This window comes from Flavobacterium sp. (genome assembly GCF_035195345.1).
Taxonomy (GTDB): domain Bacteria; phylum Bacteroidota; class Bacteroidia; order Flavobacteriales; family Flavobacteriaceae; genus Flavobacterium.
Map to the genome: position 1 here is coordinate 2,147,265 of NZ_CP136574.1, position 17,870 is coordinate 2,165,134.

Annotated in this window: 20 protein-coding genes and 1 tRNA gene; 13 read left to right on the forward strand and 8 right to left on the reverse strand. The window is 32.8% G+C overall.

Going from position 1 to position 17,870, the window contains the following annotated elements; genetic code table 11:
• Positions 1-3 precede the first annotated feature (3 nt).
• Positions 4-960 (forward strand): methylenetetrahydrofolate reductase [NAD(P)H], encoded by a 957-nt coding sequence (metF, locus tag RSE15_RS10170; protein WP_324068222.1) that lies wholly within the window; start codon positions 4-6, stop codon positions 958-960.
• On the opposite strand, the gene gldA is transcribed toward metF, so the two are convergent.
• Positions 961-1,863, reverse strand: coding sequence for a gliding motility-associated ABC transporter ATP-binding subunit GldA (gldA, locus tag RSE15_RS10175; RefSeq protein WP_324068224.1), 903 nt, complete (start codon positions 1,861-1,863; stop codon positions 961-963).
• A gap of 167 nt (positions 1,864-2,030) precedes the next feature.
• On the opposite strand from gldA, the gene RSE15_RS10180 reads away from it, so the two are divergent.
• The 7 genes from RSE15_RS10180 (at position 2,031) to RSE15_RS10210 (ending at position 7,193) form a co-directional block, all read left to right on the forward strand.
• Positions 2,031-3,113, forward strand: a complete 1,083-nt coding sequence (locus RSE15_RS10180) for a bifunctional 3-deoxy-7-phosphoheptulonate synthase/chorismate mutase type II (protein WP_324068226.1) — start codon at positions 2,031-2,033, stop codon at positions 3,111-3,113.
• A gap of 82 nt (positions 3,114-3,195) precedes the next feature.
• Positions 3,196-3,717, forward strand: coding sequence for a hypothetical protein (locus RSE15_RS10185; protein WP_324068228.1), 522 nt, complete (start codon positions 3,196-3,198; stop codon positions 3,715-3,717).
• A gap of 144 nt (positions 3,718-3,861) precedes the next feature.
• A complete protein-coding gene (gene rsgA / locus RSE15_RS10190) occupies positions 3,862-4,839 on the forward strand; it encodes a ribosome small subunit-dependent GTPase A (RefSeq protein WP_324068230.1) in 978 nt (325 codons plus the stop codon).
• 66 nt (positions 4,840-4,905) lie between these two features.
• A complete protein-coding gene (gene dtd / locus RSE15_RS10195; RefSeq protein WP_324068232.1) occupies positions 4,906-5,358 on the forward strand; it encodes a D-aminoacyl-tRNA deacylase in 453 nt (150 codons plus the stop codon).
• The gene (locus tag RSE15_RS10200; RefSeq protein WP_324068234.1) at positions 5,359-5,556 is read left to right on the forward strand and encodes a hypothetical protein; all 198 of its coding nucleotides are present in this window, start codon (positions 5,359-5,361) and stop codon (positions 5,554-5,556) included.
• A gap of 1 nt (position 5,557) precedes the next feature.
• On the forward strand, positions 5,558-5,884 hold the full coding sequence (locus RSE15_RS10205; RefSeq protein ID WP_324068235.1) for a nucleotide pyrophosphohydrolase: 327 nt from the start codon (positions 5,558-5,560) through the stop codon (positions 5,882-5,884).
• A gap of 40 nt (positions 5,885-5,924) precedes the next feature.
• Complete coding sequence (locus RSE15_RS10210; protein ID WP_324068237.1) at positions 5,925-7,193, forward strand: 3-phosphoshikimate 1-carboxyvinyltransferase; 1,269 nt, start codon at positions 5,925-5,927, stop codon at positions 7,191-7,193.
• A gap of 13 nt (positions 7,194-7,206) precedes the next feature.
• Here the strand turns inward: RSE15_RS10210 and RSE15_RS10215 are convergent.
• Positions 7,207-7,280: transfer RNA gene (locus RSE15_RS10215), tRNA-Pro, on the reverse strand.
• Between the two features lie 155 nt (positions 7,281-7,435).
• Between RSE15_RS10215 and queA the strand changes: the two genes are divergently transcribed.
• The 3 genes from queA to RSE15_RS10230 all read left to right on the forward strand — a co-directional run bounded on the left by queA (position 7,436) and on the right by RSE15_RS10230 (position 11,099).
• A complete protein-coding gene (gene queA, locus RSE15_RS10220; RefSeq protein ID WP_324068238.1) occupies positions 7,436-8,485 on the forward strand; it encodes a tRNA preQ1(34) S-adenosylmethionine ribosyltransferase-isomerase QueA in 1,050 nt (349 codons plus the stop codon).
• 137 nt (positions 8,486-8,622) lie between these two features.
• The gene (gene kynU / locus RSE15_RS10225; RefSeq protein WP_324068240.1) at positions 8,623-9,903 is read left to right on the forward strand and encodes a kynureninase; all 1,281 of its coding nucleotides are present in this window, start codon (positions 8,623-8,625) and stop codon (positions 9,901-9,903) included.
• Between the two features lie 119 nt (positions 9,904-10,022).
• Complete coding sequence (locus RSE15_RS10230; protein ID WP_324070453.1) at positions 10,023-11,099, forward strand: agmatinase family protein; 1,077 nt, start codon at positions 10,023-10,025, stop codon at positions 11,097-11,099.
• 99 nt (positions 11,100-11,198) lie between these two features.
• Here RSE15_RS10230 and RSE15_RS10235 read toward each other — a convergent pair whose 3' ends face one another.
• From RSE15_RS10235 to RSE15_RS10250, 4 genes are read right to left on the reverse strand one after another with little or no spacing between them, the layout of a single operon-like run.
• On the reverse strand, positions 11,199-12,731 hold the full coding sequence (locus RSE15_RS10235; protein ID WP_324068242.1) for a cryptochrome/photolyase family protein: 1,533 nt from the start codon (positions 12,729-12,731) through the stop codon (positions 11,199-11,201).
• Entirely contained in the window at positions 12,732-14,024 is a 1,293-nt protein-coding gene (locus tag RSE15_RS10240; RefSeq protein ID WP_324068244.1) for a DASH family cryptochrome, read from the reverse strand.
• The gene (locus RSE15_RS10245) at positions 14,021-14,167 is read right to left on the reverse strand and encodes a DUF2256 domain-containing protein (RefSeq protein WP_324068246.1); all 147 of its coding nucleotides are present in this window, start codon (positions 14,165-14,167) and stop codon (positions 14,021-14,023) included. The genes RSE15_RS10240 and RSE15_RS10245 overlap by 4 nt, the downstream gene beginning before the upstream one ends.
• On the reverse strand, positions 14,167-14,802 hold the full coding sequence (locus RSE15_RS10250) for a flavin reductase family protein (RefSeq protein ID WP_324068247.1): 636 nt from the start codon (positions 14,800-14,802) through the stop codon (positions 14,167-14,169). Before RSE15_RS10250 ends, RSE15_RS10245 begins: the two co-directional genes overlap by 1 nt.
• Positions 14,803-14,950: 148 nt before the next feature.
• On the opposite strand from RSE15_RS10250, the gene RSE15_RS10255 reads away from it, so the two are divergent.
• Positions 14,951-16,291, forward strand: a complete 1,341-nt coding sequence (locus RSE15_RS10255) for an FAD-dependent oxidoreductase (RefSeq protein ID WP_324068249.1) — start codon at positions 14,951-14,953, stop codon at positions 16,289-16,291.
• A gap of 6 nt (positions 16,292-16,297) precedes the next feature.
• On the opposite strand, the gene RSE15_RS10260 is transcribed toward RSE15_RS10255, so the two are convergent.
• Together RSE15_RS10260 and RSE15_RS10265 are read right to left on the reverse strand one after the other, a co-directional pair.
• Complete coding sequence (locus RSE15_RS10260) at positions 16,298-16,660, reverse strand: cupin domain-containing protein (protein ID WP_324068251.1); 363 nt, start codon at positions 16,658-16,660, stop codon at positions 16,298-16,300.
• Positions 16,661-16,664: 4 nt separating this feature from the next.
• Positions 16,665-17,033, reverse strand: a complete 369-nt coding sequence (locus RSE15_RS10265; RefSeq protein ID WP_324068254.1) for a DMT family protein — start codon at positions 17,031-17,033, stop codon at positions 16,665-16,667.
• A gap of 119 nt (positions 17,034-17,152) precedes the next feature.
• Between RSE15_RS10265 and RSE15_RS10270 the strand changes: the two genes are divergently transcribed.
• Positions 17,153-17,785 carry a 7-carboxy-7-deazaguanine synthase QueE gene (locus RSE15_RS10270; RefSeq protein ID WP_324068256.1) on the forward strand — a complete coding sequence of 211 codons (633 nt, stop codon included), beginning with the start codon at positions 17,153-17,155 and terminating at the stop codon, positions 17,783-17,785.
• Positions 17,786-17,870: the final 85 nt, after the last annotated feature.

Here is a 17,870-nt window from a genome sequence, read left to right on the forward strand (position 1 = left end):
ATTATGAAAGTAACTGAACATATACAAAACGCCAACGGAAAACCTTTGTTCTCCTTCGAGATTTTACCGCCTTTAAAAGGACAAAATATTCAATCTATTTTTGACAGTATTGATCCATTGATGGAATTCAATCCGCCTTTTATTGATGTAACGTATCATCGTGAGGAATATGAATTTAAAGAACTAGCAAACGGATTACTTCAGAAAAAAGTAGTTAAAAAACGACCTGGAACTGTTGGAATTTGTGCTGGAATTCAGAATAAATATCAAGTGGATGCTATTCCGCATATTTTGTGTGGTGGTTTTACCAAAGAAGATACTGAAAATCTGTTGATTGATTTAGATTTCTTAGGAATTGATAATGTCGTAGCACTTCGTGGTGATGCAGTAAAAAGCGAAATATACTTCAAACCCGAAAAAGAAGGTCATTCGTATGCTTCCGAATTGGTAACACAAATTAGCAATTTAAACAGAGGAATTTATTTGGATGAAGATTTGCAGAATTCCACTAAAACCGATTTTTGTATAGGAGTTGCTGGTTATCCAGAAAAACACATGGAAGCACCAAGTTTGGATAGTGATATTCATTTTGTAAAGCAAAAAATTAAAAACGGCGCTGATTATATCATTACCCAAATGTTTTTTGATAATAAAAAATTCTTCGATTTTGTTGCAAAATGCAGAGCGGCAGGAATTACTGTTCCAATTATACCTGGATTAAAACCAATCGCTACCAAAAAGCAATTGAATTTAATTCCACATCGTTTTAGTGTTGAATTACCAGATGATTTAATTATGACAGTTGTAAAAGCAAAAGATAACGATACTGTGAAACAAATTGGTATTGAATGGTGTACACAACAAAGCAAAGAATTAGTTGCCGCTGGAATACCAGTATTGCATTACTACTCAATGGGAAAGGCTGAAAATGTAAAAGCGATTGCTAAAGAAATTTTTTAGTTATCGCTTACCCGTTTTTTCTCTAAAAATCTGTTCTAGGTTCTTACTTTTTAATACAATTTGTAGCGTTCTTAAATTATTTGCTTGTGCAAAATCAAACAAAGTTGGACGCATATCAGTTGCGGTTGAAAAAGTAAGTTCCCAAACTAAATTGTGAATGTTTTTTGCAGATTTTAAATTTGGTAAAGCTATAAAATCAGATTCAGAAACCTTTTTGTCAAATTCTACTTCAATTATTTGTTCGGTTTCTTCGGCAACTAATTTGTTTAGTTTTTTATCAGTAACAATTTTGCCTTTATCAATAATAATAATTCGATCACAAATAGCTTCTACTTCTTGCATAATATGGGTAGAAAGAAAAACCGTTTTATCTCTCCCAATGTTTTTAATCAAATCACGAATTTCAACCAACTGATTTGGATCTAAACCTGTAGTTGGTTCATCTAAGATCATTACATCAGGATTGTGTAATAAGGCAGTTGCTAATCCTACACGTTGGCGATATCCTTTAGAAAGTTCGCCTATTTTCTTATGACTTTCAGGTGTTAATCCTGTTAAGGCTATTACTTCGTCAATTCTCGATTTAGAAACTTTGTGTAAATCGGCATTAAAAGCCAAATATTCTCTCACATATAAATCTAAATACAACGGATTGTGTTCTGGTAAATACCCAACTGACTTTTGTACTTCTTTTTGTGCAGAAATCACATCATGTTCGTTCACAACAGCAGTTCCACTATCTGCGGTTAAATAAGTGGTCAAAATTTTCATTAAAGTTGATTTTCCTGCACCATTTGGGCCTAAAAAACCTACGATTTCTCCTTTTTTTACAGAAAAACTAATGTTGTCTAACGCTTTTTGGTCTCCGTATTTTTTTGAAATATTTTGAACTTCTATTGACATATGATGTAAATTTTAGCAAAAGTAACTTTTTTTAAAAGAACTCAAATTTATTTAAAAAAGTATTTTTCGGGTTACATCTTCTAACTTTTTTAATCTAATTATTAGATTTTTTCATTTAAGTTACTCATGAAAAGAATAAATAGTAATTTTACAGTGAAATAAAGGTTATGGAAAATAAAATAGAATTACATACTTGGTTAGATGATTTTCAGTTGAACCATCCTTTAGTTATTGCAGGTCCTTGCAGTGCAGAAACGGAAGAACAAGTTTTAAAAATTGCCCACGAATTGAAAAATTCAGATGTTTCGATTTTTCGTGCCGGAATTTGGAAACCTCGCACACGTCCTGGCGGATTTGAAGGTGTGGGAGAAATCGGCTTGAAATGGTTGCAAAAAGCCAAAGCCGAAACCGGTTTGTTAATGGCAACGGAAGTAGCAACAGCTGCTCACGTAAGATTAGCATTGGAACACGATATAGATGTATTGTGGATTGGAGCCAGAACAACTGTAAATCCGTTTGCAGTTCAAGAAATTGCAGATGCTTTAGAAGGAACGGATAAAATCGTTTTATTAAAAAATCCTGTAAACCCCGATTTATCCTTATGGATTGGTGGTTTAGAGCGATTGTATAATGCGAACATTAAGAAATTAGGTGTAATTCACAGGGGATTTTCAACTTATGAAAAAACAAAATACCGTAATAATCCGGAGTGGCAAATAGCAATTGATTTACAAAATCGTTTTCCTGATTTACCTTTGATTTGCGATCCATCACACATTACTGGAAAGCGCGATATGATTCAAGAAGTGTCGCAGCAAGCTTTAGATTTGAATTACGATGGATTAATTATTGAAACCCATATTGATCCTGACAATGCATGGAGTGATGCTGCGCAACAAGTAACACCTGCTATATTGAAGCAAATGTTTATCAATTTAAAGGTTAGAAAAGTAACGGATGACGAAAGTGAATACAACCAAAAAATGGCAAAACTGCGCATGCAAATTGACGAGTTTGATGGAAAATTGTTAGAAATTTTAGGAAACAGAATGAAAGTTGCCAATAAAATTGGGTTACTTAAAAAAGAAAAAAACGTAGCTATATTGCAAAATAAGCGGTGGAATGAAATTTTAAGCAAAATGCTTTTAGAAGGTCAAGAAAAAGGATTGAGTAATGACTTTGTTATGTTATTGTTTAAAGCTATTCACCAAGAAAGTATTACACATCAAGAAAATGTGATTAACAAATAAAAAAATACGATTATTTTCGTTTATAGGTTTAAAAAATATTGTATTATTGTCGTAAAATTTAATTTTAAATAAAAACAAAAAAATGAAGAAATTCTTATTATTAGCTGTAGCTTTTTTAGGTTTTGCAGCAAATGCACAGGTTGACAAAATTTACAAACACAATGGTGAAGTTGTAGAAGGTAAAGTTATTAAATTAGAGGAATATACAATTATATTCAAATATGATGGAGAAGATGCTGAAAATACAATTGGTAAATATGCAATAGAGAAAATTGTTTATGGTAAAACAGGTAGAGTTGAAGAAGTTACCGAAAAAATTGTAGTTAAAGGTGAAGACGATTGGGAAAAAGTAGTTATTTTAGAAGATAAAGCTTATATCGCTGGATTAAAAAAAGAAGGAGAAGTTAGAGGGAAAACAGGATTAATCAATTATCATACTGGTAATACTGGAGATAAAAAAGCTGAAAAAAAATTAAAAATGGCAGCTGCTGCAATGGGTTGTCCTTTTATTTTGCAAACTGCTGACAAGTCTACAGTTGGAGCTAACTCTAATGGTTTAGGTGGTTCTCAAGCTATTAAAAAAGGTATTGCTTATAAATACTAATTTTAGTAATACAACATCAAAAGGCTGCTTAATCAAGTAGCCTTTTTTATTTATAGTTTTTAACAAGAAACACTATCTTTGTTGAAAATAATTATTAGTTATCCTGAGCTTGTCGAAGGGCTAACTTCTAACTTCTAACTTTGCATGACTGGAATCGTATATAAATCTACCGGAAGTTGGTACACCATTAAAACAGAAAGTGGTGCTTTTTTAGAGTGCCGTATAAAAGGTAAATTTAGAATGAAAGGTATTAAAAGTACCAATCCAATTGCGGTGGGAGATGTAGTAGATTACGATATCGAAAATACAACCGATGAAACTACGGGTGTAATTACGGCAATTCAAGACAGAAAAAATTACATTGTTAGAAAATCTGTGAATTTATCACATCAAATGCATATCATAGCATCAAATATTGATGTGGTTTTTTTATTGGTAACCATCAATAATCCACCAACAACAACAAGTTTTATTGACCGATTTTTAGTTACTGCAGAAGCTTACGGAATTGAAGCTGTAATTGTTTTCAATAAAATAGACACGTTTGATGACCCAACATTAGACGAACAGTTGTATTTACAACATGTGTATTCTTCAATTGGTTATAAATGTTTACGCGTTTCTGCTAAAGACGGAAAAGGAATTGATGAATTAATAGCTTTAATGAAAGATAAAGTTTCTATGTTTTCTGGGCATTCAGGTGTTGGGAAATCAACTTTGGTAAACACTTTGGAACCATCTTTGAATTTAAAAACAAAGCAAATTTCCGAATCTCATGCACAAGGAAAGCACACTACAACTTTTGCAGAAATGTTTGATTTATCTTTTGGGGCAAAAATTATTGATACGCCAGGTATTCGAGGTTTTGGGATTGTAGATATGGAAAAACAAGAAATTGGGGATTATTTTCCTGAGTTTTTCGCTATCAAAGACCAATGCAAATTCAATAATTGTTTGCATAAAGACGAACCACATTGCGCCATTAAAGCAGCTTTAGAAAACGACGAAATTTCATGGTCACGCTATAAAAGTTATACGCAAATATTGGAAGGCGACGAAGAGCAATATCGAGCAGATATTTATGATGCAGAACGAAGAGCCAGTGATGAAACAAGAAAATAATCCATTTTACGGATTTCCGTAATTTTTTTCTGATATTTTTTATATTTTTGATTTTTTATATTCTAAATGAAAGCAGTAATTCAACGAGTTTCATCGTCTTCAGTTACCATTAATGCAAAAATAGTAGCAGAGATTCAACACGGACTTTTAGTTTTAGTTGGGATTGAAGATGCCGATAATCAAGAAGATATTCATTGGTTGACTTCAAAAATAGCGAATCTAAGAATTTTCGAAGACCATAATAATGTCATGAACTTGTCGTTAAAAGATACTAATGACGATATGATTATTGTGAGTCAATTCACCTTGCATGCTGCCACCAAAAAAGGAAATCGACCTTCCTATATCAAAGCCGCAAAACCCGAAATAGCTATTCCACTATACGAATCTTTTATTACTCAAATGGAATTGGAATTGGGTAAAAAAGTGCAAACGGGTCAATTTGGTGCCGATATGAAAGTAGGTATAGTAAACGACGGTCCTGTTACGATTATAATTGACACAAAAAATAAAGAGTAAATGAAACAAAAGCTAATCAGATTTTTAATTTTATCACTTATAAACGCAGTGCTATATAGTGTTATAATTTATTTTATGGAAGTAAAGTTAGAAACTATTAGATTTGTAGTACAAGCATTGTTTTTTGGATTGTTTATGGGGTTTCTGCAAGTGTTTGGTATTCCTTTTTTAAATAGAAATAAAACAGATAAAAAATAATATGAACCTAAAAAATTCCCAACAAGAAGTTGATAATTGGATTAACGAACACGGTGTTCGTTACTTCAATGAATTAACCAATATGGCGCAACTAACCGAAGAAGTAGGTGAAGTAGCCCGAATTATAGCCCGTCGTTATGGTGAACAATCAGAAAAAGAGTCTGATAAAAACAAAGACTTAGGTGAAGAATTGGCCGATGTTGTTTTTGTGGTTTTGTGTTTAGCCAATCAAACAGGAGTAGATTTGCAAGCGGCATTTGATAAAAAGATGGATTTAAAAACCAAACGCGATCACGATAGACATCATAATAATGAAAAACTTAAGTAGTTCACAGTTTTCAGTTTCAGTTTTCAGTCATAATTAAAATATGAATTTACTTTTAAAAAACTCGAAACTCGAAACTCGAAACTCGAAACTTCAAATCACAGGTTCAAAATCTGAAACCAATAGATTGCTATTGTTGCAAGCTTTATATCCTAATCTGATTTTAGAAAATACTTCCAATTCTGATGATTCAGAAGTTATGTTTAAAGCATTACAAAACTCGCAACTTGCAACTCGCAACTCGCAACTTATTGACGTTCATCACGCGGGAACAGCAATGCGATTTTTAACTGCTTTTTTTGCTATCCAAGAAGGTAAAGACTTGTCCGACTTGGCGGAAGTTGTTTTAACAGGTTCTGGCCGAATGAAAGAACGCCCAATAAAAATTTTAGTTGATGCTTTAATTCAGTTAGGAGCAGAAATTACTTATGAAGAAAATGAAGGATTTCCACCGATTCGAATTAAAGGAAAAAAAATCACTCAAAATAAAGTATCGCTTCCAGCCAATGTAAGTAGTCAGTATATTTCGGCATTATTGTTAATTGCTCCCAAGCTCGAAAAAGGTTTAGAGCTTACTCTTGAAGGAGAAATAACATCAATCCCATACATTAAAATGACTTTGGCTTTACTAAATGAAATAGGTGTAGAAACTTCATTTGTTGGAAATAAAATTACGGTTTGTCATGCTGAACTCGTTTCAGCATCTCGATTAACAGTTGAGTCTGATTGGTCGTCTGCATCCTATTGGTATTCAATTGTTGCCTTATCTGAGATAGGTTATCAAGTTACACTTTCAAGTTATAAAAAAAACAGCTTACAGGGTGATTGTGCTTTGATTGAAATTTATAAGGATTTTGGAGTTGAAACTACTTTTAATAACGATAATTCAATCATAATTTCAAAAGAAAGAGTGCATAACTCTCAACTCTCAACTCTCAATTCGCAACTAAACAATTCCCCGGATATTGCTCAAACCATTGCAGTAACTTGTTTTGGATTAGGATTGGGTTGTGATTTATATGGTTTACATACGTTAAAAATTAAAGAAACCGACCGATTAGAAGCTTTAAAAACAGAACTAACTAAGTTGGGTGGAGTTGTTGTAGTAACGAATGAATCATTACATTTAAAGCCATCAACTCACATCAACGAAAATATAGCTATAAATACCTATCAAGACCACAGAATGGCGATGGCATTTGCACCTTTAGCTTTGAAAGTATCAATAAAAATTAATGAAGCGGAAGTGGTTTCAAAATCATATCCTGATTTTTGGGAAGATTTAAAGAAAATTGGGGTTTTGGTAAAATAGATTTAGAAAAAAGTCGGGATGACTGGATTCGAACCAGCGACCCCTAGCACCCCATGCTAGTACGCTACCAGGCTGCGCTACATCCCGAATAAAACAAAAATAGGTATTTATACTTTATTTTTAAAATAAAATAAACTACTTTTTACTTGACAACGCCTATTTCATAATCGTATATTTGCAGCTAATTAGTTTTTAGTAGAATAATCTTCTAAACGCTAATTTTTAAATTCTAAATTTTATTTATGAAATTATCTCATTTTCAATTCAATCTTCCAGAAGAACTACTAGCCGAGTTTCCTACTGAAAATCGTGACGAATCTCGCTTAATGGTAGTGAACAGAAAAACTGGCACAATCGAACACAAATTATTTAAAGACGTTATCGATTATTTTGATGATGGAGATGTAATGGTTTTAAATAATACAAAAGTTTTTCCAGCACGTTTATACGGAAATAAAGAAAAAACGGGTGCTAGAATCGAAGTTTTCTTATTAAGAGAATTAAATGCAGAACAACGTTTATGGGATGTTTTAGTAGATCCAGCACGTAAAATTCGTATCGGAAATAAATTATACTTTGGAGACGACGATTCGTTAGTAGCTGAAGTGATTGATAATACTACTTCCCGTGGAAGAACATTACGTTTTTTATATGATGGTTCTTATGAAGAATTCAGAGAAAAATTAGTAGAATTAGGAGAAACGCCTATTCCAAAATATATTACTCGTGAAGTAACTCCAGAAGATGCAGAACGTTACCAAACAATTTATGCAAAAGAAGAAGGAGCTGTTGCCGCTCCAACTGCTGGTCTACACTTTTCAAAACATTTATTAAAACGTTTAGAAATTAAAGGAATTGATTTCGCAGAAGTTACGTTACACGTTGGTTTAGGAACTTTTAATCCTGTTGAGGTTGAAGATCTATCAAAACACAAAATGGATTCTGAAGAAATGAAAATTTCTCAAGAGGCTTGTGATATTATTAATAACGCTAAAACTAAAAAGAAAAAAGTTTGTTGTGTTGGTACAACTGCAATGAGAGCGATGGAGAGTTCAGTATCTTCTCAAAGAACTTTAAATCCTTTTGAAGGATGGACCAATAAATTTATTTATCCTCCTTATGATTTTAGTTTAGCAGATTGTATGATAACAAATTTTCATACACCAAAATCTACATTACTTATGATGATTTCTGCATTTTGCGGACATGATTTAATGAAAAAAGCATACGAAGAAGCTGTTAAAGAAAAATATCGTTTCTATTCTTATGGAGACGCTATGTTGATTATTTAATTGTTTCTTTAATTACGATTTAAATCCCGAATTATTTCGGGATTTTTTATACACTGAAATCAAAAAAAAACAAAATTTAAGGTTTTGATGCTTTGTAACTTTTGTCTACTTTTACCATCTAAACAACCAATAATATAATGATTTTTAAAAATTCCCGTGAGTTTGCACAAAGTTTAGATGCAAATGATGAATTAAGAACGTATAGAGATGAATTTCATTTTCCAAAAGTAAACGGAAAACAGGTAATTTATTTTACAGGAAATTCTTTAGGATTACAACCTAAAAGAACTAAATTGTATGTTGATGAAGTAATGTCTGATTGGGCAAATATGGCAGTAGAGGGTCATTTTTATTCAGACAAACCTTGGTGGGACTATCAAGAAAGATTTGCTGTGCCATTAAGTGAAATTGTAGGAGCAAAGCCTTCTGAGGTTGGTGTAATGAATACTTTAACAGTTAATTTACATCTATTAATGGTGTCTTTTTATAATCCAACGCCTAAGAAGTATAAAATTATTTGTGAAGAAAAAGCTTTTCCAAGTGATCAATATATGTTTCAAAGTCAATTAAAATTCCATGGTTTTGATCCAAAAGATGCTATAGTCGAAATTAAAAGGAGAGAAGGTGAAGCAAATATTCGTTTGGAAGATGTTTTGGCTAAAATTGAAGAAGTTGGAAGCGAATTAGCGTTGGTGCTTATAGGTGGTGTAAATTATTATACGGGTCAAGTGTTTGATATGAAAACCATCACAGCTGCAGGACAAAAACAAGGCGCTTATGTTGGATGGGATTTAGCTCACGCTGCTGGAAATATAAAATTAGACTTACACGATTGGAATGTAGATTTTGCGGCTTGGTGTAGTTATAAATACATGAATTCTGGGCCTGGAAATGCCTCTGGTTTTTTTGTTCATGAAAAACATCATAACGACAAAGAGCTTAAACGTTTTGCGGGTTGGTACGGTCACAATAAAGAGCGTCGTTTTAAAATGGAACCTGATTTTGACCCTGTGCATGGAGCTGACGGATGGCAAATTAGTAACTTACCAATTTTATCATTAGCACCTTATTTAGCTTCGGTGGAAATGTTTGCAGAAGTTGGAATGGATAAATTAATTGCTAAGCGTAATCTTATCACCGCTTATTTAGAGTTTGTTTTACATGAAATAGATAATGAATTAGATGGTGCAGAATTTGAAATTCTTACCCCGTCAAATCAAGATGAACGCGGTTGTCAGTTATCGGTATATTTACACGGACAAGGAAGGGAATTATTTGAAAGACTAATGAAAAACGGAGTTATAACCGATTGGAGAGAACCAAATGTTATTCGTTTGGCACCAGCCCCATTTTATTGTTCTTTTGAAGACATGTATGATTTTGGACAAATATTAAAAGATTTGATTTTAAATAAATAATATTTTCCGTTTTACTAAGACTAAAAAAGAAATTAATTTTTTTGAAAAGCTGAACAACTCGTTCGGCTTTTTTGCTAAATAAACTATCTTTGCAATCAATAATTGAATTTCATAAAGCCATGACTAAAGAACAAATTTTAGAAAACTTCGATCCTTCTCAGCCTGGATTATCTGATGCTACTATTTTTGGTTTGCCATTTTCGGCAGAACAAAGTGAAATTATTGTAATACCAGTACCATGGGAAGTCACGGTAAGTTATGGCGCAGGAGCTTCAAAAGGACCTGAGGCTGTTTTAAATGCTTCTTTTCAAATAGATTTAAAGCATCAAGAGTTTCCTGAATTATGGAAATTAGGCATTTATTTAGATAAAGCTCCTAGTGAATTAAGAAAAAAATCCAAGAAATTTAAAAAACAAGCTGCGCCAATTATCAAAGCTTTGGAAAGTGGATTAATTTTAGATCACCATCCTTCATTGGCTAAAGATTTGGAAGAAATCAATTATGCCTGTTCAGATATGGTAGAAGCTGTTCGTGAGCAAACGCTAAATTGGATGAATAAAGGTAAAAAAGTGGTTTTATTAGGAGGTGATCACTCAACTCCATTAGGGTATTACCAAGCTTTGGCAACCAAATATGACAACTTCGGAATCTTACATTTAGATGCACACATGGATTTGCGTATTGCTTATGAAGGATTTACGTATTCACACGCTTCTATTATGTATAACGCATTGCAAATTCCACAAATTTCTAAAATTGTGCAAGTAGGAATTCGCGATTTCTGTGAGCAAGAAGTTGAAGTAGCTTTAAACGATAGAGTTTTAGTACATACCGACAGCGATTTAAAACAAGAAGCTTTCGAAGGTAAAACTTGGCAACAACAATGCGATCAAATAATCGCTTCGTTACCAGAAAAAGTATGTATTTCTTTTGATATTGATGGTATGTATTCGTGGTATTGTCCAAATACAGGAACACCAGTTCCAGGCGGATTTTCATTTGAACAAGCCGCTTATTTGTTCAGTCGCTTAGCAGAAACTAATAAAGAAATCATCGGATTTGATTTAGTTGAGGTTGCACCTGGTAAAGATGATTGGGATGGAAACGTTGGCGCTAGAATGTTGTTCCACATGTGTGGGGTTTTTGCTAAATCTCAAAAAATGAATGTTGGAAATAAGATTCAATTTAATAAGTAAAATTTAATTTACAGCTATTATGTCAAACTTAACTTGTTTCAGTTTTTCTCTATAATTTGATTATATAGATTTTGGAACAAGTTCAAGATGACAATAAATTTATAAACTCTCCACATCCTCCAATATCGAAATTGCTTTTTCTTTCGTAGCTGCTAATTCTTCCGGTTTCATTTTTCTTAGTAGCGCTAACATCATGCTCATTCTTTGATTATTGGCAAAATGTTGTTTTTTCTCATCTAAAAAGTGCCAATACAAACTGTTAAATGGACAGGCTTTTTCGCCTAATTTATCTTTTACATTATAATGACAACTCCCACAATAATTACTCATTTTATTAATGTAACTTCCGGAAGAAACATAAGGTTTTGTAGCCACAATTCCACCGTCAGCATATTGACTCATGCCACGCGTATTTGGCATTTCTACCCATTCTATCGCATCGATGTAAACGCCTAAATACCAAGCGTCAACTTCATCAGGATGCAATTGTGCTAACAACGAAAAATTTCCAATGACCATCAATCGCTGAATGTGATGCGCATACGCTTCCGATAAACTTTGGGAAATCGAATGTTGCATGCATTTCATTTTAGTTTTTCCTGTCCAAAAGAATTCTGGTAATGGGTTGTAGTTTTCTAAAGCGTTCATTTTAGAATAATTCGGCATTTCTTTCCAATAAATTCCTCTGACATATTCGCGCCAGCCAATAATTTGTCGCACAAAACCTTCTACTTGCGCCAATTCAATGGTTTCTTGATTTTGATAATAGTACGAAATCACAGCATCGACTACTTCTTTCGGACGAATCATTTTTGAATTCATCGCAAAAGATAAACGCGAATGAAACAGAAATTTATGTCCAGAAAATAACGAATCTTGATACGTGCCAAAATGTTCCAACAAATGTTCACAGAAATAATCAATCAATTGCAAACTTTCCTTTCTTGAAGTCGGCCAATTGAAATTTTCTACATCAATACTTCCAAACACAATGATGTTTTTTACTTCAATTTCAGCAACAATTTCATTTACATTTTTATGAAATTCCAAAGGAAAAGGAATTGGCACTTCGTTTTTATATTGATTACGATTGTTATGATCAAAGTTCCATTTACCATCTAACGGTTGATTGCCGACCATTAAAATACCGTGTTTTTTGCGCATCATACGATAGAAACTTTCCATCAAAAGTTGTTTTTTTCCTTTGAAAAAATCCGCTAATTCATTTCTTGAAGTATAAAAATGTTCGGAATCTACTGCTTTTGTTAGAATGGAAAGTTTTCCGCAAATGGATTTCAATTGTTCGTCTAAACGATATTCATCGGGAAATTGGTATTCAAATTGTTCAATTTTATTCTTTTCAACCAAATCCAAAATCAATTGTTCTAAATTCTGTGGATTATTTGCGTCCGAAATTTTGTAAAACAAAACTTGATGACCTTTATTCATCAGTTGCTCAGAGAAATTTCGCATCGAAATAAAAAACGCCACAACTTTTTGAATGTGATGTTTTACATAATTCGTTTCCTGACGCATTTCTGCCATCACATATATCACATTCGGATTGACTTCATCAAACCAAGAATGTTCCGAATTAAGTTGGTCACCTAATACTAATCGAAGTGTTTTCATTTAGAATAATTCAGGAATTAACCACATTTTCTGAAATTTTCCATCGCTATCATACATTTCTGCTTGTCGTTTAATGTTGAATTTCCTATCTCTAGGGTCGTTGCCAACACCAGCATTGTAAATCCAATTACCGTAATTGCTGTGAACATCGTAATCTAACAACATACTTTCAAAATAGGCAGCACCAATGCGCCAATCTTGTTCCCACTCTTTTGCCCAATAACTTGCCACATTTTGTCTGCCGCGATTACTCATCCAACCTGTTTTTTGTAATTCAATCATGTTGGCATTTACAAAATGTTCAGGTGTCGTCCCGTTTGTCCACTGGTTGAAAGCTTTTGTGTTTTGGTTCCAATGGTATTCTTTTTGCAAAATCCCATTCAATTGGAAAATTTTGTTGCCGTATTTTAGCGAAATATATTTAAAATAATCACGCCAAATCAATTCAAAAATCAACCAATACGTATCTTCGTTTTTAACTACTTTTTTCTCAAATTGTTGCACTTCCCAATAAATCATGCGTGCCGAAATACTACCATTTGCCAACCAAGCCGAAAGTTTCGAACTATAATCTTTTCCGACTAAACCATTTCGAGTTTTCTTATAAACTGCTAATTTTTTGGTGTCCCAAAAGTATTCTTTGATTCTTTTTTTAGCTTGATTTTCGCCCCCTTTAAAAGGGAAAGCAGTTTTGTTAGGTTGCTTGAACTCATCAAATCCTAAATCTTCTAATGTTGGAATTGTGGATTTTTCTTCAATTAGATTAGAAATCGGTTTTGTTGAAATGGCAACTGTTGGTCGCACTCGAATTTTCTTTTCCAATTGCTTTCTAAATTCCGTAAAAACTTCTGGAATTTTCTCCCAATTTTCATAAGGAACATCATCAGGATGGAATAAAAATTGATCGTAATAGGTTTTCCAACTCACCGCTGGAATTAAATTACGAACTTTATTTTCTATATCAAGTTCTTCTTGTGTCCATTCGTTTTGAACATAGATTGAATCAATTTTATATTCTGCAGCTATTTCCGGAATCAATTGTTCTGGATAACCGTAATAAACTAATAATGTGATATTTTTCTCAGCTAGATTTTCTTGTAATTCGGTTACCGTTTCCAGAAGAAATTGGGTTCTAAATTTTTCTGTTTTCTTGAAACCGTATCGGGTTGTTTCGAAATGTCTTGGATCTAAACAATAGATACCCATTACTTTTTCGTTTTCTCTGCATGCATTGTGCAACGAATGATTGTCAATCGTACGTAAATCGTTTCTAAACCATATTAATCCGTTCATGCTATTTGTTTTTTATTCATTCTGCATTTATCACTACAATACATTACTTCATTCCAATTTTTCTCCCATTTCTTGCGCCACGAAAATGGAAGTTGGCAAGTTTTACATATTTTTTCTGGAAGATTTACTTTTTTATGAGCCATTATAGCATCGAAGTTGAAGGTTTATCTGGTCGTGCATAATGAAACCTGTCTGATAATTTTGGAACACAATAGCCATCCAAACCATTAATTGCTACTACATTTCCTCTATCTAACTGCATCCAATTATCATCATGAAACAGTTTTTCATCAGCATAAATGGTTTCAATAGAAGCAATAATATGGATACAATCATTTTCTTCAATTTTGTATTCATTCACGTATTTACAAAGTAATTGTACTGGACTTCCTTTTATAAATGGTGCTTTGTGATTGTCAATAAACTCAGGTTCTAAATTAGTTTTATCAAATTCAGAAATATGTTCTTCGTAGCTTGAAGAAGTATGATGTGCATCGGCAATCATTTCTTCTGTAATGTGATTTACAGTAAAATAGCCTGTTTTTTTTATGTTTTCATATGTATCTCTTGGAACCGTTGTAGGTCTTAAAATAAATCCTATTAATGGCGGTTCGCTTCCTAAATGAGTTACACTACTAAATATCGCTACGTTCAAAATACCTCCAGATGAAATCGTTCCGATTAAGTTAGCAGATTTATAACCAGTAACACAATTAACCAAGTTTAGTCTCGGTACTTTTGACATGTAATATAATTCGTCCTTAGTAAACTTTTTCATTGTAATTTTTATTCAAAGATACATTTTGTTTAACATATAAATAAAAAAATTAAACAAAAAATAGTTTCCAAATGAAAAATCTGATAAATGTCAGCTATTAAATTTTATTATTCCGTATTTTTGCAGTCCAAATTTTTACAATATCTTCATGCAAACGCCACAGAAAATTGCTGTTGTAGGTTCTGGATTAGTAGGAACTTTATTAGCAATCTATTTAAAAAGAGCCGGACACTTTGTTCATGTTTACGATAGAAGTCCTGATATTAGAACAGTTGAATTTTCAGGACGTTCCATTAATTTGGTAATGTCAAATCGTGGGTGGAAAGCATTGGAAGATGTCGGACTAGATGAAGAAATTAGACAAATTGGTATTCCAGTTGATAAAAGAGCCATTCATTTACAAGATGGAAAATTGAATTATCAAAATTACGGAAAAGAAGGAGAAGCTATTTTTTCATTATCGAGAGGCGTTTTAAATCGAAAAATGGTTGATTTAGCCGAAGCAGAAGGTGTCGAGTTTTTCTTTGAACGTAAAATTTGGGATGTAACATTAGCCACCGCAACTTTGTGGGAAGGCGAAACGGAACAAGGTGATTGGACGGAATTAAAATACGATAAAGTTTTTGGAGCAGATGGTGCTTTTTCAAGAATTAGACATCGAATGCAACGTCAATCCATGTTTGATTATTCGCAAGAGTTCATGAAAATTGGTTATAAAGAATTACATATTCCATCTAATGCGGATGGTTCACCAAAAATTGATATTCATTCATTACACATTTGGCCAAGAGGCAATTTCATGTTAATGGGATTGGCTAATTTAGACAACTCGTTTACTTGTACTTTATTTATGCCAATTGAAGGAGAAAATTCGTTTGAATCGTTGACCAATGAAGAAAAATTGGTTTCATTTTTTGCAACTTATTTTCCAGACACAAAAGACGTAATTCCAGACTTAGTGCGTGATTTTTTCAGAAATCCGAACAGTTATTTGGCGATTATGAAATGTTTTCCTTGGACATTTAACGATAAAATTGCTTTAATTGGCGATTCTGCACATGCCATTGTACCTTTTTATGGACACGGAATGAATGCAGGGTTTGAAGATATTACGATTCTGAATGAATTAATGCAAAAATATGGAGACGATTGGGATCGAATTTTCAAAGAATACGAAATTTCAAGAAAGCCAAATGCAGATGCCATTGCTGAACTTTCAAGAAGAAATTTCGAAGAAATGAGTGCTAAAACAGCCGATACCAACTTTTTATTACAAAAGAAAATCGAAAAATGGTTCTCCGATAAACATCCTGAAAAATGGATGCCGTTATATAGTAGAGTAACTTTCAGTTTGCAACCTTATTCAGAAGCACTTGCTATTGGTGATTTTCAAAATGAAATTATGCAAGAGGTTTTGAAAATTGAGAATATTCAAGAAAATTGGAATTCAGAAAAAGTTGAAAATAGAATTTTAGAGTTATTGAAATAACTAATGTTATTCTTCTCTATTCGCTAAATCCATACTAAAGGCCGGCGTGCAAATAGCAATGTATTCACACGGTTCGTCAAACGGATTTGAATATTGAACACGAGTATTTTTCTCAATTTTAATAGATTGACCTGCTTCTAAAACTACTGTTTCTTCTTCAATAATGAATTGCTTTTTACCTTTGATGATATACGTGTATTCCTCAAATTCAGGTGTTTGAAATGGTTCGCTCCATCCTGGTGGTGCTATCATATGTGCAATTGAGATTTCTGAATTGTTTGTAGTGGCCAATCCGTGGTGTTCTTCAATCAATTTGCCATCAGTTGTTGGAACTACGAATGGTGCTTTTTGAATAAAATATTTTTTCATTTTGTTACTTCTTAAATATAAAATAAACCGCCAATACTAAAAAACAAAAACCAACCGCGTGATTCCATTTGAAAGTTTCGTTCTTAAAGTAAACCATTGAGAAAATTACAAAAATCACTAAGGTAATAACTTCCTGAATCACTTTTAATTGCATCAGAGAAAATGGCCCGCCGTTACCTTCATAACCAATTTTATTCGCAGGAACTTGAAAGAAATACTCAAACAATGCCAATCCCCAACTGATTAAAACAATAGTAATTAATCCTGTATTTTCAAACCATTTTAATTCCTTAAATTTTAAATGACCATACCAGGCCAATGTCATGAAAACATTGGAAAGAATAAGTAATCCTATCGTGATGAATCCTTTCATTATTTTTTATTCAAAAATATAAAATGTTTTCTATAAAAATCAAGTTATGTGATTTTATAACTTCTTATTTCAAAATTCTAACTTCCAAGTTGTATCTTTGCCCACTATTTTTATTTGAAATGTTACAGAAAGAAGTACAATTAGCGGTTGAAAAAGGCAAAATGTTGCCTTTAATGGAGGAGTTTTACACCATTCAAGGCGAAGGTTATCACACAGGAACAGCTGCTTATTTTATACGAATTGGCGGTTGCGATGTAGGTTGCCATTGGTGCGATGTAAAAGAAAGTTGGAATGCTGAATTGCATCCTCCAACGAATACCGATATTATCGTTGCCAATGCTAAAAAATATGCCGACACCGTTGTAGTTACTGGAGGCGAACCTCTGACTTGGGATATGACGTTGTTGACTTCTAAACTAAAAGCTCAAAACTTAAAAGTACATATTGAAACTTCTGGAGCTTACGAAGTTTCGGGAACATGGGATTGGTTTTGTTTGTCGCCAAAGAAAAACAAATTACCTGTTCAAAGTGCGTATGATATTGCAAACGAATTAAAAGTAATCATCTACAACAAACACGATTTCATTTTTGCGGAAGAACAAGCAGCAAAAGTAAATCCAAATGCCATTTTATTTTTACAACCTGAATGGAGCAAAAAAGAAGAAATGACGCCTTTAATTGTAGATTATGTAATGAACAATCCGAAATGGAGAGTTTCGTTGCAAACCCATAAATATTTGAATATTCCTTAAACAAAATCAATCTCAAAATGCAATTTAAAAAATCAAGTAGATGAATAATTTAAATTTAGGTTATTGTAATTGATTTTTGAAGTTG

Excerpts from the sequence above, each read along its gene's own strand:
- rsgA (WP_324068230.1), top strand. The coding sequence starts at position 3,862 with ATGACTGGAATCGTATATAAATCTACCGGAAGTTGGTACACCATTAAA.
- RSE15_RS10200 (WP_324068234.1), top strand. The coding sequence starts at position 5,359 with ATGAAACAAAAGCTAATCAGATTTTTAATTTTATCACTTATAAACGCA.
- queA (WP_324068238.1), top strand. The coding sequence starts at position 7,436 with ATGAAATTATCTCATTTTCAATTCAATCTTCCAGAAGAACTACTAGCC.
- metF (WP_324068222.1), top strand. The coding sequence starts at position 4 with ATGAAAGTAACTGAACATATACAAAACGCCAACGGAAAACCTTTGTTC.
- RSE15_RS10205 (WP_324068235.1), top strand. The coding sequence starts at position 5,558 with ATGAACCTAAAAAATTCCCAACAAGAAGTTGATAATTGGATTAACGAA.
- dtd (WP_324068232.1), top strand. The coding sequence starts at position 4,906 with ATGAAAGCAGTAATTCAACGAGTTTCATCGTCTTCAGTTACCATTAAT.
- kynU (WP_324068240.1), top strand. The coding sequence starts at position 8,623 with ATGATTTTTAAAAATTCCCGTGAGTTTGCACAAAGTTTAGATGCAAAT.
- RSE15_RS10260 (WP_324068251.1), bottom strand. The coding sequence starts at position 16,660 with ATGAAAAAATATTTTATTCAAAAAGCACCATTCGTAGTTCCAACAACT.
- RSE15_RS10185 (WP_324068228.1), top strand. The coding sequence starts at position 3,196 with ATGAAGAAATTCTTATTATTAGCTGTAGCTTTTTTAGGTTTTGCAGCA.
- RSE15_RS10265 (WP_324068254.1), bottom strand. The coding sequence starts at position 17,033 with ATGAAAGGATTCATCACGATAGGATTACTTATTCTTTCCAATGTTTTC.
- gldA (WP_324068224.1), bottom strand. The coding sequence starts at position 1,863 with ATGTCAATAGAAGTTCAAAATATTTCAAAAAAATACGGAGACCAAAAA.
- RSE15_RS10240 (WP_324068244.1), bottom strand. The coding sequence starts at position 14,024 with ATGAACGGATTAATATGGTTTAGAAACGATTTACGTACGATTGACAAT.
- RSE15_RS10230 (WP_324070453.1), top strand. The coding sequence starts at position 10,023 with ATGACTAAAGAACAAATTTTAGAAAACTTCGATCCTTCTCAGCCTGGA.
- RSE15_RS10250 (WP_324068247.1), bottom strand. The coding sequence starts at position 14,802 with ATGAAAAAGTTTACTAAGGACGAATTATATTACATGTCAAAAGTACCG.
- RSE15_RS10235 (WP_324068242.1), bottom strand. The coding sequence starts at position 12,731 with ATGAAAACACTTCGATTAGTATTAGGTGACCAACTTAATTCGGAACAT.
- RSE15_RS10210 (WP_324068237.1), top strand. The coding sequence starts at position 5,925 with ATGAATTTACTTTTAAAAAACTCGAAACTCGAAACTCGAAACTCGAAA.
- RSE15_RS10180 (WP_324068226.1), top strand. The coding sequence starts at position 2,031 with ATGGAAAATAAAATAGAATTACATACTTGGTTAGATGATTTTCAGTTG.
- RSE15_RS10255 (WP_324068249.1), top strand. The coding sequence starts at position 14,951 with ATGCAAACGCCACAGAAAATTGCTGTTGTAGGTTCTGGATTAGTAGGA.
- RSE15_RS10245 (WP_324068246.1), bottom strand. The coding sequence starts at position 14,167 with ATGGCTCATAAAAAAGTAAATCTTCCAGAAAAAATATGTAAAACTTGC.
- RSE15_RS10270 (WP_324068256.1), top strand. The coding sequence starts at position 17,153 with ATGTTACAGAAAGAAGTACAATTAGCGGTTGAAAAAGGCAAAATGTTG.